Below are 16,262 nucleotides of genomic sequence, written 5' to 3'. Positions count from 1 at the left end.
GAAGCATAGCGTGACAAATAGGCGATGGTGTCCCCACACTCCGTTCCACACGCTTCTTTGTAACGACTGATTATGTCGTCACTGGTGTTAGCCATAGCTGAACTCATGAAGACCAAAGTGCTTAAAACCATAGTTAGAATTTTCATTGCATAGTGACCATTGTTGGGGTGTGATTTTCATTGTAAGGAGCGGTAGAAATAAGTTTTTCAAACAAGGAAGGTAATTTGGACTTTAAATTGACAAGCAGGTTTTGGAGCCTGCTTGCCTATTTGGGAGATCATTTGCATAACTTATTTTCTTTCAAAGAAAGGACATTGTTATGCGGCGTTTTCGACTTGTTCTTCGTCTTCATTTTCCAAGTCATCCATGTCAGTCGCAAATGACTCGACCCGACGCGTCTCTAAAATTTTATCGATGGCTTGGTCTTGGGTGTACCCCCGCTCCATCAGAGCCGCTAATTCCATTTTGTCTTTCGGGTCCGTGGAGTACATCAGCAGCATTGCAGGAGGCGCGTAAAAACGCACAACCTCTTTGATGTCATCACCAATTTGGAAGAAGATTTCTGAGTACCTATTTTTACGGGTCCTAATCGATTTGAGAATTTCGAATTCTTGGTCTGACAATGCCACCAGCTTGTCATTTTTAACTTGATTAATCGTGTCTGATTTCTGATACAGGAAGCAACGATATACACAGTTGGCGGCTATGGCTTTACCTACAGATGAACCATACAAGTCACTCAACAATTGGGTGATAATCCAAGCACTAGCATCCACCTTCCTAAAACGCCTAAAGGCACTCTCAAGGAACGATGATACTGGGTTAGCACCTGTGGACCCTTGCTTTTCTTGAAGGAACTCCCAACACTCATCCACAATGAAGGCTTTCGAACGACGCTGAGAACCGGCTTGAGCATCACCCAAGAAGAAATGTTGGTAACACAGGTTGATGATCTGCATTAAGGCAATTACCTGCAATTCCGGTTGCGACTTCAGCTCTTCTAATTCACAGACAATGAATGGGTTGTCCAGCGTTGGGGGCGGCTTATTGACCGTAAACATATCGCCAAACATTTCGCCTTCACGGAATGGTTTTAACTGTTCACCAATGTCTTTCAGCTCTTTACGAGAGCTCGCAGAACACATATCAGCGAAGATCGTGACACTTGAGTCGCGACCATGCTTATCCCACATCAATTTCAAAATGGTCGTCATACCACGCTTCTGCAACGTCGTGAGCGTACCATTGGGCTCTGCCATCACCGACAGCATTTCCAAAATCATACCAGCCTGCCCTTCCTTACCACTGAACTCAACAATGGACGGGAAAGGGTTGAGTGAGAACTTCATATCTTGACCGAAACTGATAAATTGACCATTCAACGCTTCACACAAACGGTAGTAGCTTCGACCCACATCGATAATCATTGCCATACCACCATCGCGCTTGGCTTCAGCAATATGTTGAGCGGTCTTCATCAGCTTATCGATTTCTGACTTGGGTAAATTCATCATGTTCCATAGATGCTGGCTTGGCATCTTGCCTGACCCCAATATGCACGTCACAATGTATTGGACGAGAACCGACTTGCCCGAGCCCGACTCCGCGACAACGATACCGTTCATTGAGCCATCGGTTTCAAAAGGATTGAACCCAAACATCGACATGTCTCTGGTTACAAAGGGGATCACAGGTTTACTTGGTGAGTTGCCAGATGAACTGGAAATTATCGGGCTCATGAACGCGCAGACATCAGACGGTACTAAGTTATAGCGGTCTAATCTTTTGCGAGTCACAGGGTCTGGTGCGAAAGGTAATGAATGCAGGAACATAGGTGGAGTCATGTACTTGTCTTCTTCCAATTCGAATCCTGCAGGGGTTGAAGCTACTTTCTTGAAGCGTGCAATCTCCGTCTCTAAATGCTCCTCATCATCACCAAAAATCATAAACTGAAGATACGCATTCACCATCTTCGACTTCTTTTGCTCAATTTTGGTAAAAGCTTCATCAAAGTCAGCTCGCTGCCAACGAACAGTATCATTCCAATTTACTAATTTGTTGTTTGCCTGCATTGTCATGTATTTACGGCGACGCTTAATCTTACCCTCTTCTTTTTTAGAGTTAGGGTAATGGACATTCAATACAATCATGAAGTTCGACCATGCTGTAGAATGCCCATATCGCCAATCACTAAAGACATTCAGCATGTCACCAAAGCCCAGTGTTTTTGGGTATTCTTTGGGAGTAAGCATCGATATAGGCCGCTCATCAATGATGACCTTCGAATCGGTAAACTCGATTTTACCGCCCTGCTCCTGAACTTGATCTCGGGGCATGTAGGCTTCGTTTTTATTAACGTCTCCTTTGCGCCAAGTTGACGAGTCCTTTCTGTTCATGAGCCTTTGCATGAAGTGTAGCCAGCCCCACTGATCCATCGGGGTACAGAACAAGCCGACCTTGTTCAATGACTCTTCTGTATCAGTACGTAGATTATTGAAGTGTTTAAGTTCCTTTTTGGTAGGCACGCCAAAGTTGCCTTTGATTGGAACCTTCACTACGAAGTAACAATCAAACATGCGAGCTCGACAGTCGCTATCACCAAACCCTGATTGTGATGATTGCTGGAAGTGGTTAATCAGCCCCTTTGAAATCGAATTCAGTCTGTCGTTTGCCTCACCTGTTTGTCGACCTCCGTGGTACATAGAAAAGCTATTGGTGAAAGGGCTTAAATTATCATTCGCCCAAAACAAGACCTGAATAAACGTGTCTTCCGGCCAATCGGCCTTATAGATTTGTTCTAATAGCTCCTGTAACTCATCGTTAACGGCTGGCACCGTTTCAATCTTGTACATTAAGCCAATGTAACTGTCTTCGAGCTCGAAATATTTGTGCTTTCGGTTGTAGTCCAAGACAGGGAGAAGATCGCCAAATTTGGAGTTTTCGAATTGCTTAAAAAATCGTGAAATCGCACCCATGATATATGCCCCCTTATTGACGCAGTTGATCGATTAGCGAGTTCGCATTACTTCTCGCATTCTCTCTTAACTCAGAGTCGCTGATAGCCGGTCTTGCATTGCGTGACTCGACGCCAATCTGACCATCATCATTCACATCGTAGTTTTGCTCTTGGCTTTCCTTTCTGACATGGAAGTTGACGTATTGAGAATCATTGGTCTTAGCGCTTCTATCGACGACCCAAGTTCGCTGTGTTGCTTCGATGAATCCATAACCAGGGATCTGTAAGGTTTCTTTGTCTGTATATGGACGCACCAATGTACGAACAATATCGGCAGGCTTTCGCATGGCTAGGGGTTCTGGAGCCGGAAGAAGTAAATGCTGATATGCCGCTTCGGGTGAAGCTAACGCTGGAGCTTGAGAAAAGTTTGCGTGTTGTTGGGTTTCATTCACTGATGCTGAGTCAGCCTCAATGTCCGTTCCGTATTTTTCTTTGTATTCTTTCCCTGTGATGGTTTCGCCATCTTCGTCTGTGACCATGACACGTTCGTCACCTGTCGCCTTCGCATAGTCTTCAGCATTGTTATAGACATTGGTTAGCTCATAAACTTCTCGGACGGACGCACACGCTACACCACTTTTCGCGCCTGGACACACGCCCTCTTCTTCGCCTACGACAGAACAACCGGCTAAAGTAAGCAGCGCAAATGAGATAAATATGGATTGTTTAATCATAGGTCGATTCCTTCTACGATAATGGACGTGAGTTGAGCCTTACTCGTTGGCAGCCCGATAATGGAAGATGTTTTGTTGTTGAAAAATGCAGGAAGCCCAACACGGCCCGGACTCATTATCTGTAGAGACGCGTAAGTTGAATTCACTTTGGTAATGGCTTCTTTACACTGGCTATTTGGTGGGCGGGGGTATTTAGCTTCAGACCAAGTGCCTTCATATAAGGCGTGCAGCGCTTTGTCCGGATCATCGGAACATTGGGCTAACAACGTATTTTCATACTCCTTATCATCGAAGACAGGCACGATTGCTATGCGGAATCTTTTATCAGGGTGCTGCTTCTCAAGGATCTCTACGAAGTCACCGCAATGCTTACAACCCGTTGGTGCAATAAAGAGGGTCCCACCAAAAACTTTGGCTAATGGGTTTAAGTTAAACCCCGCAAAATCTTCTTCTGGGTTGATTTTCATTTTCTTCAAGTCGACATGGGATGCCGCGTAAAGCTCTTGTGGGGAGTTTACGAATTTGGTGTGAACGGTTGAGAATAATGAACCGCCCTTGATAAGAAATTTTCCATCACCGGTGGCCAGTAACATTTCACCGGTATCCAGCTCCATCATAATTAGCTTGTCGGTTTCAATTTCATAACTTGAAACCACATTGATGTCGGCATTGAGGAAATCTTGCGTTGGGGGTTCAGCTGCGACTTGAAGGCTGGCAAGCAACCCTAAGCCCAACATACCTTGAATTTTGATTGACCATTTCATAGCAACACTCCTAGTTAGTACCAAGAGTTTGCCAAACTTAGATCTGCATAATTTAAATTAGTGAGCCTTATTTCACGGCTTAATTGAATTTTATTGGTGACAGAGGTGAAGTGTTACATCAGAAAAGGTATTTAAATTAACGATAATCAGGGGATGAGGTTCACTTTCCCACAACTAACTATCGCAAGGTATAGTGTTGTTTAACTCCGCCTTTAGAGCTTGTATTAAAGCAAGAACAAATCGCTAATATTCATCGCACAAAATAACGTTAGATGGTATTTCAATGTCACAACCATCTTTATCTTCAATACTTATGCCGCCGAGGTGGAAATTGATTCCGAGGTAAAACCGCTCTAAACATGCTCGACCTCCTGCGTTAGTTCCTTGACCAGCAACTTCGACGTCCACATATCGATATTCGTTGTTAAATTCATCAAACACTTTTTGCCTAGATATCAAGCGACCCGTTTCATAGGCCATTATCTGACCTCGAATGCCATTTCTATACTTGGGCTTAACGTAGACCATTTCCAAAACGACTCTAATCGAATAGTACCCATCATCGTTATGTTCAAACTTACTTAAGCTGCAAAACCCGATCAATTCTTTTGGGTTTCTAGGGTCGACAAAGAAAATGAGCTCATAGAGATTCGGGTCAAGAAAACAACGTACATTAATCCCTTTCTCGCTTTCCGGTATCGACTCTCTTACACTATCAAGAGTGAATAGTTGGTTTTGAATTGGTATTGAAACCATCCAGTTATGTTCTACAATCTCAGTTTGATTAATTTGTGTATTGAAAATATCCCCGAAACTGTAAGTAGATCCGCACATTGTTTCAAATTGAATTTTCAATTGATGGAATAAATCAGAGTACTTCAATTTATCCATATGCTCTAAAGTAGATTCATCCAGATCAGAATAATTTTTGTATTTAATTAGCATAATGGTGCTCTCCGTAAATTGCTCATGCCTGACTGTCATTTATTGAGCGTGATGTCAGTTTCAGAAATTAATTCGTTTAGGTTTCTGATCCCTTTCCTGTCAGTCTTTCTAAGGTATCGGTTAGCAGACCAAGCGATAATTGTTGGTCGACCAAAATGCATTTCGACGTTCCTGACTGATTGTTGCCATTCTTTAAGTCCCCCATACCCCGTAATTGCAAGTCAGCCTCTGCCAAACTGAACCCATCAGAGTGATTGACCAACAAATCCAGTCGGTCTATGGATGGCGTTTTGAGTTGGGTAGTAGGCAGTAGGTCACAATGCCCGATACCTCCTTCCCGCGCTACGCGACCTCGGATCTGGTGCAGCGTAACCACACCAAGATTTTCAGGGTTCAGCACAACGACATAGTTCAGTTTTGGTATTGTGATCCCAACCTCAATCAATGTGGTCGCAATCAATATTTTCCCCTCACCCGACTTCATTGCATTTATGGCAGTCTCATTGTCTTGTTTAGACAACCCACCATGGGACAATTTAACGATGTCACCATACATCGCTTTCCAGTCATCAAAGAGTTGTTCAGCACTGGCTCTGTGTGAAACAGCTTGAGCTTTGGATTCACCTTTCATGGTGCTAATGATTAACACCTTGTCACCACGATTGATGCGTTCTTCAACTCGACAGATAACCTCATCGATTTGGGTATGCTCGTAACGGGTAGTGATCACTTCTCTAGGTGTGTGGTACTTGGTTAATTTGAAGTACGGCAGCATGCCAAAACTCATCATCGCTTGCGTTCTAGGAATGCACGTCGCACTCGACAACAACAGATGTGTCCGGCCATGAGTTATTAATGTGGATTCTTTTTGTTCAAGCCCCATTTTTTGCTCTTCGTCGATCCACAGTAGGTCGATAGGCATATTGTTGTGATGATGGAGCAAAGCCGTCGTACCAATCACGACACGGGTGTCTTCTGTCATCTCGTTGATGCATCGATAGCCTTTACCTACGAAGTTGTCATGCTCACTCTCAGACAATAAAAACTCGATGCCAATATCTGGCCAGCAGTTGTCGATCTCTTTATAGATTTGGGCTCCTAATATTAGGTTGGGAACCATAATGACGACACAACCACCAGCATCAACAACATGACGTGTCAGTATCGCGCCAATGACGGTTTTCCCCGTCCCCACATCCCCGAATAAGACACTTCGTGGGGCTCTGTTGTTAATCGCGGCTTTGATACCGCTCACGGCATCCAATTGTTCATCCGTCAGTTGAAACGGGACGACATCATTGAAATAGGTATCGTCTTTGTCGAGCTGAAATGGGTGAGTTAAATTTGGTTCGCCTTCCACTTCTGAGAACAACAAAGTAGCTGCTATTCTTTGTAGTATAGCGTTGCATTGTTCACTTTCTTCCAATGAATTTGGGAAATGCACAAATCTCAAAACCTCTTCTAAACACAGCGAGTGCGCTTCTAACAACCGTCTAATTTTCCCGTTGCTTAGATTTAATTTCGCTAATTCTTCTCGTATCTTTCTTGCCGTCAATGGGATCAGTTCATCAATATGCTGCTCCAAAAACTCAGCATACTTCAACCCTTTGAGTTGCTTACTTTTGACTTTATAGACCGGAGTGATTTTACCAATGAATTTTTCATTCAATGGCTGCGGGTGGTTGATAAACAGCGCGGTTCCGACTTGTTTCACTTTGCACAAGTAATAACCTCGATCATTAAGTCGACTTGCCAATTGTTGGCCGTATTCACTGTCTAATTTGGCAAAATGAGAAAAACGTTGAGCGACGTTTCGGGAGTCAACAACGCTGCCATTAATGACAGTCGTTCGATTGTATGATTCAGAAATAGAAGTCACTGTCCCTTGAATAACCACACAGTCACTGTCCGTAAGATAGGAAAAGTCAGACACCACTTGTCTCGTGTCCACAAACGATTCAGGTAACCGCAACAACACTTGCCAAACAGGAACTTTAAATGTGTCTTTGATGTACTTTATATCCAGCATTCTCGCGTTTCATTCTGATTCAATAATGCAGTAGTTATACACGTCTGAGCACTATCATTTAGTTACGATGGCTCTCAGTAATATGAAGTTGATTTAGAACGTCTTTACGAACGCTTACTGCTTTAGAGTCAGCTCATAAACCTTCTCGACCGGTTCTTCGATGTACCTACGTGTAACAGTTAACTCAACACCGCTGGTGGTTTTGGTTATTCTAAAGTTTTGGTTTGGAGACTGAGCCAAAACAGAGCCGTCATCATTAACAATCACGTCAACGGGTAATCGTTTCCCAAACGCCTCAATGTAGTCAGCTCCGACGTTGAATTCTGCAGCGCCGTCTGACGATACAGAGCTCCACTGGCCAACATAGGCATGAGAATCATCGAAGAAAACAGAAGAGAACTTTAGAACCAGAACACCAGACAGTACGAGTACGCCACATAGGGTCAGTGTCTTTCGATTTATACGTATCGACATAATGAATTCCTATAAACATGAGAACCCCATATTACTTGTGGTAGAAGTCGATTTTGCTAAATAGCGAGGGGAATTTGAGCTGCTATTTGATATTTGGGGAGTCGAAGTTAGCTCTAATCCTGATACCAATACTCCGAGCAGTTCAATGATGGTCGTTTCAGAATGTAATCCCAAGTTTTCATTGTTCTGATTAGATAATTGGTCTTGATGTTGACTGTCTTTGAGTTATAGCAACCGACGGCTTCCCAAACATGACCCTTAGCGTAGGTAAGGCATCCTTTGAATATATCTGCACTGATACGGATATTGAGAACAGGGTCAGTGGCAACATCTACCCAAGACTTATTAGGGTAGTTTCGTAAGATGTATTTGGAATGGATTGTATTCACCTGAGCGGGACCCAAGTCATAGGAATCGTTAGTATTTTTTACTTTACTGCCGATTTTGCCCCCCTCGCCAACCACAAGTAAGTTAAGAAAGTCTCTCGGGACATACTTCTCTCCTGCGACTTCAGCAACAATGCTGCATCTACTCGCGTTTGATAAAGCAACAGTATCTAATTTTGTGTCATGGATATCTGGCAAGAAAAACACGGTGATTCTCCTTTTCGTGGCCAATGATTGAAAGTCAGTATTGACTAAGTATGTTCCTGTGGTGATACACCTTTTCTCTTCATCTTTAATCTTCATTCGTTGAGCGGAAGTTTTTGATGAGGGAAGTACCCGACAACGTTCTGTCCCTCACTAGTCATTTGAAACAACTAGCTTCAAGCTAGGCTTAGTTAAACCAGGTTTTGCTTTAGGAACTACCCCCCCGATTATGTCTCCGTGACGATTTTTGATTACATGACCAGTGAATGCGAACTGGTCTAAAGCATCTCTCAGTTGAGGATCGTCCGTTCCGATAGTCGCGAGGTACAATTCAGGCTCGTAACCGTTGGCTTTCAATAGCTTTAATGCTTTTTCCTTATTACTTTTTTCCTTAGCGTTTCGCAAATAAGCAATCGTCTTTTGGAGTACCAATGTCGCTATCACAACTGAAATGATTAAAAGAAGGTTTGTCATTATTATCTCCTTGTTACGCTGCTACTGGTTTAAGTTCTACGATTTCGTAGTCAGGAAATCACACATTCCTGCAACTGTTCCATAGCAAGCGACTGAATTCGCAGGGAGCTTTAGCGTCGTTTCACTGTTTGAATTATCAGCGAGTGCAACCGAAGCGACCGTCATCAAACTCAACAATACAACCATCTTTTTCATTAACTACCCCGGCAACTCTAAGAGGATTTAGACTCTGACTGTCAGTTATACACGTCTAATCACTTGGGTTTACGAATTAGCGAAGCCATTTAAGCTTCTTATTTGACAATGGCACTCGATCCCAATCACATGATGAGGGATCGTCTTCAAATGAGGTAAACAGATAAAATAGTCCCACTAATTACATTTCTACGTCAGTGTCTATGCCATATTTCTCGTACTGGTTGTCTTGATGAATGGAACTGGAAACGTTATGGAAATGAATACAAAGTGTGTCCCTGTCAGAACCGCTGCGTGCTTAATTGTCGCCTTCGCGTGTTTGGCCGTGTATATGCTCACACCCAGCCGCACCGATTACTTAGATGCACGAGTAAACTTGTTATTTTCTCAATGCAGCTCAAGTCTTTTGGAAGATGAGTTCAAAATGGAACCATGTGAAGAGCTCTATCGAACCTACGCCAACATCTCGCGCAGTACCGCTTATCACTACATATCGGATAACGTGATGTTTAAACTTCATGGCGAGATTTCGAAGCTGGGCTACTCGTTGGACATCAACCAGGTCACCGATGGATTTATGCAAAAACTTCCGTCAGGCAAATACCACACGACACGACGCAATAACATCATCGACGCATTGATTAGCTCTCCAACAGAGTCCGTCGATTTTGATTATGAGGGAGGCATCGACGCCTCGCTTTAGTAATTTGGGAAACCCAAAAATCCAATCGTTTGATTGTTGCGATTGAACCCACTCCGTTGTTAACTTTTTGGGTTTCCCTACCACCTCCCCCACTCAATTCTCTAAATTCACTCTCAAAAGTTGTATCAACTATGTCCTAGTATCCGATGGGCATTACCATGTTAAAGTTTAATTTATACCACCCAGTGATTAACCTCATCCTCTCCCACGATGGCGTTATTGACGAACTCGACCTAGAAACTAACGTTGTCAGTGATACAGCGACACGGGTTCTCATCGATACCTGCTTCCAATTGCACGAAGATAAACAATCAATCGATTTAAACACGATTAAAGCGCGTGTATACGCTGAGTATGGGCAAGAGGGAGTCGACGCGATTACTACAGTTGCCATGGAGTCACTAGCGCAACCAGCAAACATAAATGCTCTTTCTGACTATGTTTCGCAAATCAACGACACTAACAACAAACGAACACTTCAGGTGGAGCTTCAAAAGCTATTAACACAATGTTCGTCAAACAAGACGACCGATGAAATCATAGGTTCGATGCATTCTGTTGTTGAGTCTTATGACGAAGTGGAAAAGGACAATGAGCAAGGCCCAATTTCATTGAAAGATGCCTTTGCTGCAACGCTGGACAACATGGAGCGCAGAAGCAAAGGGGAATTTAATGCATTTAAGTCGGGCTTTGCATGCTTTGAAGCACTTGGTGGATTCCGACCTGCAGATTTCATCATCCTTGCAGGCCGTCCATCTCATGGCAAAACCACCTTACTCCTGAACGTTATCAAAAACTCAAGTTATCAAAACGATGCACCATTCTTATTTTTCTCCCTTGAAATGAGCTCAGAATCGATTGGAGAGAATTTGCTATCTAACTTGGCAAGCGTACCACTGAGTAATATTCGAAACGCCAGCATGAGTGATACTCAATGGGCTGATTGTTCATCTGCGCTAGGTAGATCCGGTGATTACAATATTGAGATGGATGACGGTTCAATGACCGTCGAGGAGTTGTGTCGTCGCGCACGTCGCTTTTATCGGCAGCATAATGGAAAGATTTCTGGTATTGGTGTGGACTACATTCAGTTACTAACCAGTGAAAAATACAAAACTGATAATAGAAATTTAGAAGTCTCAGAAATATCACGACAGCTCAAAGCGTTGGGGAAAGAGTTACAAGTACCTGTTGTAGCACTATCCCAATTGTCTCGCGATATCGAGAAGCGTGCTGATAAACGCCCAGTGAATTCCGACTTACGAGAGTCAGGTTCGCTAGAGCAAGATGCGGATATCATCTGCTTTATTTATCGACCGGAAATGTATGATCCTCAAAATGAACCTGGTGTCGCTCATTTGATTATTAGCAAAGCTCGTAAATCAGCTATAGGCTCTGCAAAAACAACCTTCATTGGAAAATACGCTCAAATTAAAGATTCCTTCAATTACACGCAAAGCGCACCACCAGCTGCGTCACCTATTGCTGATCAATACCAAAGGACCGACAACAAAAAGCAGAATACCGAAACTAACGATACTCTGCCAAACAACAGTCCCAATGGGAGTGGAATTGAGTTCATCAACTAAGCAAGCGCACGTTCCCATGACTTAGAAAGTGACTTATGTGCGCCTAGCTTTTGTAAGGCGCTTGTCTTAACTTGGGTATATCGAGACGAGGAGAAACCGAGAGATTCAACCAAGTCGTTTCGATTCAATGTACCGGCTACTAATCCCATCTCATTCATGATCACAATTTTCTCGTTCGCATTGAGGGTCTTTAACTGGGCAATCAAGTGCTGTCTCAACTTAAGATGCGTCAAATCCGACACCACATTGTCGCTACATCCACTAGTTACCCCATATCGATTGTCGTTCGAACCTTGCTCAAAGTCATACAATGGTTTGGGTAAGTACGATGATGCACTGGAATCTGGGGTCAGCTTGTTGTTGGTTTTCTCGGAATTAATTTCAATTGCTTTTGAATAAGCGCCTGAAATGTCCCGGTCTGATACTTTCACCATCAGTGTATGGTGGAGCTCTTTTCTTGATACAACGGTCTTAACGCGAGCGCTCGCGTAAGTATCAAAGCTCGCTATACCCGTATGCTTATAGCAGCGTGCAGCACGAATCGTTTCCAAGGCAGCCTCTTGTACACGATCTGAAAGATAGTCGATATCATAGTTATGGCGGCGTAGTAACTTGCGGAAACTGTTTAATGACTTCAGCGTTACGTTCTGGATAGCAGTATTCAGATCTTTGAGCTGAGTCGGCTCAGGGCAACCTCGTTCCACCATTTCGTAAACCACGAACGCTGTCACTTGTAATTCGTTAAGAACAAAGTCGTCAGTTGCCTGTGACTGAAGTAGCTCTGCTGGAGTGTGTCTGTTAGAGACAACGTGGCCAACATAATTGGCGCAAGTTGCATCATTGGCAATTTCTGAAAGCTTCTGCCTCCAATTCGGTGTTGTTTGAGTAATTTCTTTGAACACCTTCCTTGTTGTAGTGGCCAATGTTTCAAGCACTTCTGATTGCGATTCTTTTACAGAATTAAAGCTTTCTGTAATGAGGGAATTCATTCTACTGATCGGGGCCATAGTAACGCTCCATACATTTTTTCATAACTGGGGTGGGTAAACTCATTATGGTTTTCCCCGATCATCGCGTCAATTTTCTCCCCCCGTTTCAATCTATCTCGAAAAAAAGTTCTCTTAATTGAAAACATAACGTTGTTCATCGAGCACTATGTTACGACCACTCAAATCGAGGAATCTAATGATGGCACCTTTGTTCAAGAAGACAGCGACGACTTTATTCACAATTTTGGCAATTGGTTCTGCAGCTACCGCATCAGCTTCTGAAGTTGAAATGTCACAACAACAATTCAACTCGATGCTTTTGAAAGCGTTCCAATCAAACCCTGAACTCTTAATCGCAGGAGTGGAATCCGTGAGGACATACCAAACAATGAAGCATAAACAAATGTTTTCAAAATCTTTGTATTATGATGAAGATACGCCGGTTCTTAATGAAGCTGGAGAGATCACTGTGGTGGAGTTTTTTGACTACGCATGTGGAGTATGTAAAAGGGGTGCAACGGAGTTGGCTCCCCTTTTAGGTAAAGACAAACGCATCCGATTCGTGTATAAAGATGTGTCCATTTTAGGTGCTAATTCCACTGAATTAGCAAAGATAGCCATTGCTGTAAATCAGATCTCTCCCAATGCATATCCAGCATTCCACAAAGAGCTTCTTTCAATGCAGCAGTCCGTCCCGCAGAAGGCATATGAGCTTGCTGAACTGATGGGATTAGACAGCTCGATCATCAAAAAGGCAGCGAATTCGTCACAAGTTAGTGCTATTTTAAATAAAAATAATAAACTTTTTAGAGATCTGAAACTTACTGGAACTCCGACTTTTTATATTGGTGAAAAAAAGTTCGGGGGGTTAATCAGTCGTCAACAGATGCTTGAAGAAGTGAACCTTCAATATAGCCAACTAGTAAATCAGACTAATAGGCAGGCAGTTAGTAAGTAGGAAGCATCGTGCATTGGTGTGGAGGTATTTACTCGTATGGCCCTGCAAAGTCACTCCAAGGAGGGAGTGGAGCAGACTAACTATAAGTAGTAAGGCATAACTACGAAATCACCACACATACTCCCCCGTTCTTCGGGGGTTTTTTTTTACTTATAGTGCCACAAGCTAGTCACTATATTGCTATAGCCTGTCGTCATTGTGCCACAAGCCAACCACCAGCGGCTCCACTAAGTTCAAAGTTAAGCCAGCCGGTTTGCATATAAACTATACAAAACCACACACCATTATTATAATTACTTCAGTTCTCAAAATCTTCTAAGTTCTCTGCCACTATCCGGTAGTTCCCTTATTAGTCGGGTGATATGTCCCGTTGATCATACCAGTCCTCGACTGAATTTATTGAAAATGTATTTTTCACTGATCCCTCATCGCGTGTAGCAACCGTCACACAGCACACCTAAGCAGATTGCCTCAGTCTTCTTTGGCGTGCTGTGTGGTGACAGTTACGTGTGGTGAAAAGTCGGATAACCTGGGGATAGGCTTCGACTTAACAATAATAAAAGTTGCCCTGCATTGGAGCGGGGCCTTTTTTTTTCTAAAAAGACACTTTACCCTTGGCATTTTCAGTTTCCTAACTTGAACAACTCTTTTATTTTCATTTTCCTTCATTGAAATGGTCGTTGATGTATACATAAGAAATCACCACGAGATCAAAACAAAGGTTATCTACCATGAGAAAAGTCACGTTGTACTTACTTCCGCGAGGGACACCGGCCCCGACTTCTATAAGTTCATCGATTCAACGTACAAAAAGGAATTGGAACTCCCTTCTGAACTGATTCAAAAAGGGGTGATTCTAGCGTTCGGTGATGGCGAAGATTCGTACCATGTGTATATCCAAGAAATTCACTATCAAGTGAATGAAGCAATAACTAAGGTGCTGTGTAGCTACTGCAACAATGATTTTCATGAAATGGGTATACTTCGGTAAAAAAGAATTCTTCGATGCCTTTCTAACGCGGCTGGTGGCTGATAAATGGGTGATTTCAGCTGACGAACCAGAGTAGTGCAGATGGCTTCTCTTGAACGAAAAAAAGAACCCGATCAATAAGGGTTCTTTTTTAATGCCAATAGATGTCAATTTGGAACTGCGTTTGGATTCAAGAGAAAAGCAATACATGAAGATCTGTGGCCATGTGTTCTAACTTCTAATATTATCTACACTCTATATTAATAACTATTAATATCTATTATTAGTATTGGAACTATGGGATCTATAATAACTATGGAGTATCTTAAGTAATTGTTTATAAAGAACTTTTAGCGGTTTCAGTTACACATTACCCGTATGTTTGATCTCATTTTCCGAACATATGATCATCTTACCCGAACTTATGATCTTTCTATCCGATTCTTTGATCTGTATATCCTTGTTTATTGATCATTTAGCTCTCTTCAAACACACACTTTATCCGTGTTTTCACCATGTTGACACTGAATAGATTTTTAGCACAGTTTTGAGCTGTGCATAAGTTAATTAAGCCTCTGTTTTTATTAGTAATTATCATCAACAGATAGGCTGTTAATTTCGTTAAGGAAGCTTTCAATTGATTGAGCCATTTCCACACGTTGTTCTTCTTCTTTTTCACGACGCTTGATAGCTACGTTTATCTTGCTTGCTCTGTCTTGTTCGCCTATTGACGTATAACAGTGTGAAAGGTTCTTTAGCTCATCAGTAGTGAGCTCACTTCCCCCGACACGCTTCATTTCTAATGAAGAGATTATCCGCTTTATATCTTCAATGTTGAGCTTTTGAACTGGGCCTTTCTTCTCAACCCAACGGTACAAGAATTTGATCTTTGATATCTTACGACCTTCACGGTAGACCTCATAGCCATGGGTTCTGCCATCTTCAGAGTCGTAGAACATGATCTCTTGATTTGTTTCTGAGTCTTCTTCTATACCTTTAATGCTGGCTTTGATGCAACGATCAATAAATACGCTGTTATTGGAAAAAGAACGTTTTCCTGATTTGATCTTCCCTGCAGGGTCATGGAGTCCAAATAAGCCCTTTAAGTCTTCAATATCAAAGGTTTGTAGGTAAGTCCCACCGCCTTTGAAACGACTAAGTATTTCATAGAGACGTTTGGCATACTCTTTTTTAAGGCTAAGAAAGCTCTGTGTAGTAATAAGAGCGTAGCTATTATTATACTCGATGTAGGCATCTTTGAGCTCTTCATTCGGCTTCATTGTCAGGCGTCTATCTTTGTATGTCACTCGTTTGAAAATTGAGATGAAGTCGAACTCTTGGATATCCTTGGTATCATCTTCAACTAACACACCAATATTTTTCTTAGTCAGTCTATCTGCAACAGGTCGGAGTGTCTTTGCTAGTTCCTTTGGATCAATGTTTAGCCATCGCGAAAGCTGAGTTGATGTGAATTGATAGGTTGGCGTGTTATTATTCTCCCAATCTTCAGGCTTCATGTGCGCTATCATTAAGGCAAACAGGTCTGCCTCACGCTGTGTGAGGTCTTGCTGGGAGAATACAAGCTTATGCGCTTTTTTAAACTGTTTTGGAAGTGTATGCTTCTTCGAGGTATTGACCATATCCATGCCTAATCTCAACTGTATTTTCTACTATCTGGAAGTATAACACTTTATCCGTGTTAGCATCACAGCTTTTCCGTTATTAACTCTAGAAATCCGTGTATTTCTACAAAAACTCTCCGCATGCATTGAAAGTTCGCTGGTGGCATCTTCGTCATCGGTTATAACGCTTTCAACTTCTTGATTATTAATCGCACATTCATACCTTTAAACACGTCCAATAACGATAGTATCAATGTCTAAACCAAACTA

General features: G+C 42.5%; 14 protein-coding genes. 3 read left to right on the top strand and 11 right to left on the bottom strand.

Annotation, left to right across the window (positions count from 1 at the left end):
• Positions 1–317: 317 nt before the first annotated feature.
• The 9 genes from AB4263_RS01080 to AB4263_RS01040 form a co-directional block, all read right to left on the bottom strand.
• Positions 318–2,975 carry a TraC family protein gene (locus AB4263_RS01080; RefSeq protein WP_102561031.1) on the bottom strand — a complete coding sequence of 886 codons (2,658 nt, stop codon included), beginning with the start codon at positions 2,973–2,975 and terminating at the stop codon, positions 318–320.
• Positions 2,976–2,988: 13 nt separating this feature from the next.
• Positions 2,989–3,690, bottom strand: a complete 702-nt coding sequence (locus AB4263_RS01075) for a TraV family lipoprotein (protein ID WP_086714968.1) — start codon at positions 3,688–3,690, stop codon at positions 2,989–2,991.
• A complete protein-coding gene (locus tag AB4263_RS01070) occupies positions 3,687–4,454 on the bottom strand; it encodes a hypothetical protein (RefSeq protein ID WP_372097215.1) in 768 nt (255 codons plus the stop codon). The genes AB4263_RS01075 and AB4263_RS01070 overlap by 4 nt, the downstream gene beginning before the upstream one ends.
• 243 nt (positions 4,455–4,697) lie before the next feature.
• Positions 4,698–5,399, bottom strand: coding sequence for a hypothetical protein (locus AB4263_RS01065; protein WP_372082495.1), 702 nt, complete (start codon positions 5,397–5,399; stop codon positions 4,698–4,700).
• 76 nt (positions 5,400–5,475) lie between these two features.
• Complete coding sequence (locus AB4263_RS01060; protein WP_372097213.1) at positions 5,476–7,428, bottom strand: helicase-related protein; 1,953 nt, start codon at positions 7,426–7,428, stop codon at positions 5,476–5,478.
• A gap of 114 nt (positions 7,429–7,542) precedes the next feature.
• Entirely contained in the window at positions 7,543–7,902 is a 360-nt protein-coding gene (locus AB4263_RS01055) for a hypothetical protein (protein WP_102305739.1), read from the bottom strand.
• Positions 7,903–8,015: 113 nt separating this feature from the next.
• Positions 8,016–8,495 carry a lytic transglycosylase domain-containing protein gene (locus AB4263_RS01050; protein ID WP_146493234.1) on the bottom strand — a complete coding sequence of 160 codons (480 nt, stop codon included), beginning with the start codon at positions 8,493–8,495 and terminating at the stop codon, positions 8,016–8,018.
• 150 nt (positions 8,496–8,645) lie between these two features.
• A complete protein-coding gene (locus AB4263_RS01045; protein ID WP_081230265.1) occupies positions 8,646–8,966 on the bottom strand; it encodes a hypothetical protein in 321 nt (106 codons plus the stop codon).
• A 36-nt stretch (positions 8,967–9,002) separates the two neighbouring features.
• Positions 9,003–9,161, bottom strand: coding sequence for a hypothetical protein (locus AB4263_RS01040; RefSeq protein WP_154723766.1), 159 nt, complete (start codon positions 9,159–9,161; stop codon positions 9,003–9,005).
• 259 nt (positions 9,162–9,420) lie between these two features.
• Here AB4263_RS01040 and AB4263_RS01035 point away from each other — a divergent pair, with 259 nt between their 5' ends.
• Together AB4263_RS01035 and AB4263_RS01030 are read left to right on the top strand one after the other, a co-directional pair.
• A complete protein-coding gene (locus AB4263_RS01035; RefSeq protein WP_372097211.1) occupies positions 9,421–9,864 on the top strand; it encodes a hypothetical protein in 444 nt (147 codons plus the stop codon).
• A gap of 158 nt (positions 9,865–10,022) precedes the next feature.
• Entirely contained in the window at positions 10,023–11,453 is a 1,431-nt protein-coding gene (locus tag AB4263_RS01030) for a DnaB-like helicase C-terminal domain-containing protein (RefSeq protein ID WP_157939158.1), read from the top strand.
• On the opposite strand, the gene AB4263_RS01025 is transcribed toward AB4263_RS01030, so the two are convergent.
• The gene (locus AB4263_RS01025) at positions 11,450–12,460 is read right to left on the bottom strand and encodes a hypothetical protein (RefSeq protein WP_372050573.1); all 1,011 of its coding nucleotides are present in this window, start codon (positions 12,458–12,460) and stop codon (positions 11,450–11,452) included. The genes AB4263_RS01030 and AB4263_RS01025 overlap by 4 nt on opposite strands.
• A gap of 178 nt (positions 12,461–12,638) precedes the next feature.
• Here AB4263_RS01025 and AB4263_RS01020 point away from each other — a divergent pair, with 178 nt between their 5' ends.
• Positions 12,639–13,400 (top strand): DsbA family protein, encoded by a 762-nt coding sequence (locus tag AB4263_RS01020; RefSeq protein ID WP_372050574.1) that lies wholly within the window; start codon positions 12,639–12,641, stop codon positions 13,398–13,400.
• Between the two features lie 1,554 nt (positions 13,401–14,954).
• Here AB4263_RS01020 and AB4263_RS01015 read toward each other — a convergent pair.
• On the bottom strand, positions 14,955–16,010 hold the full coding sequence (locus AB4263_RS01015) for a replication initiation protein (RefSeq protein WP_170964545.1): 1,056 nt from the start codon (positions 16,008–16,010) through the stop codon (positions 14,955–14,957).
• Positions 16,011–16,262: the final 252 nt, after the last annotated feature.

Origin of the sequence: Vibrio sp. 10N.261.55.C5, from assembly GCF_041470505.1 — a bacterium.
Classification (GTDB): domain Bacteria; phylum Pseudomonadota; class Gammaproteobacteria; order Enterobacterales; family Vibrionaceae; genus Vibrio; species Vibrio crassostreae_C.
Note: the sequence above shows the minus strand (reverse complement) of the source record. Positions and strands in the feature narration are given on the sequence as shown.

What these genes read in the sequence shown, in the direction of transcription:
- AB4263_RS01030 (WP_157939158.1), top strand. Translation starts at nt 10,023, where the DNA reads ATGTTAAAGTTTAATTTATACCACCCAGTGATTAACCTCATCCTCTCC.
- AB4263_RS01065 (WP_372082495.1), bottom strand. Translation starts at nt 5,399, where the DNA reads ATGCTAATTAAATACAAAAATTATTCTGATCTGGATGAATCTACTTTA.
- AB4263_RS01035 (WP_372097211.1), top strand. Translation starts at nt 9,421, where the DNA reads ATGAATACAAAGTGTGTCCCTGTCAGAACCGCTGCGTGCTTAATTGTC.
- AB4263_RS01040 (WP_154723766.1), bottom strand. Translation starts at nt 9,161, where the DNA reads ATGAAAAAGATGGTTGTATTGTTGAGTTTGATGACGGTCGCTTCGGTT.
- AB4263_RS01070 (WP_372097215.1), bottom strand. Translation starts at nt 4,454, where the DNA reads ATGAAATGGTCAATCAAAATTCAAGGTATGTTGGGCTTAGGGTTGCTT.
- AB4263_RS01060 (WP_372097213.1), bottom strand. Translation starts at nt 7,428, where the DNA reads ATGCTGGATATAAAGTACATCAAAGACACATTTAAAGTTCCTGTTTGG.
- AB4263_RS01075 (WP_086714968.1), bottom strand. Translation starts at nt 3,690, where the DNA reads ATGATTAAACAATCCATATTTATCTCATTTGCGCTGCTTACTTTAGCC.
- AB4263_RS01015 (WP_170964545.1), bottom strand. Translation starts at nt 16,010, where the DNA reads ATGGTCAATACCTCGAAGAAGCATACACTTCCAAAACAGTTTAAAAAA.
- AB4263_RS01020 (WP_372050574.1), top strand. Translation starts at nt 12,639, where the DNA reads ATGATGGCACCTTTGTTCAAGAAGACAGCGACGACTTTATTCACAATT.
- AB4263_RS01025 (WP_372050573.1), bottom strand. Translation starts at nt 12,460, where the DNA reads ATGGCCCCGATCAGTAGAATGAATTCCCTCATTACAGAAAGCTTTAAT.
- AB4263_RS01045 (WP_081230265.1), bottom strand. Translation starts at nt 8,966, where the DNA reads ATGACAAACCTTCTTTTAATCATTTCAGTTGTGATAGCGACATTGGTA.
- AB4263_RS01080 (WP_102561031.1), bottom strand. Translation starts at nt 2,975, where the DNA reads ATGGGTGCGATTTCACGATTTTTTAAGCAATTCGAAAACTCCAAATTT.
- AB4263_RS01055 (WP_102305739.1), bottom strand. Translation starts at nt 7,902, where the DNA reads ATGTCGATACGTATAAATCGAAAGACACTGACCCTATGTGGCGTACTC.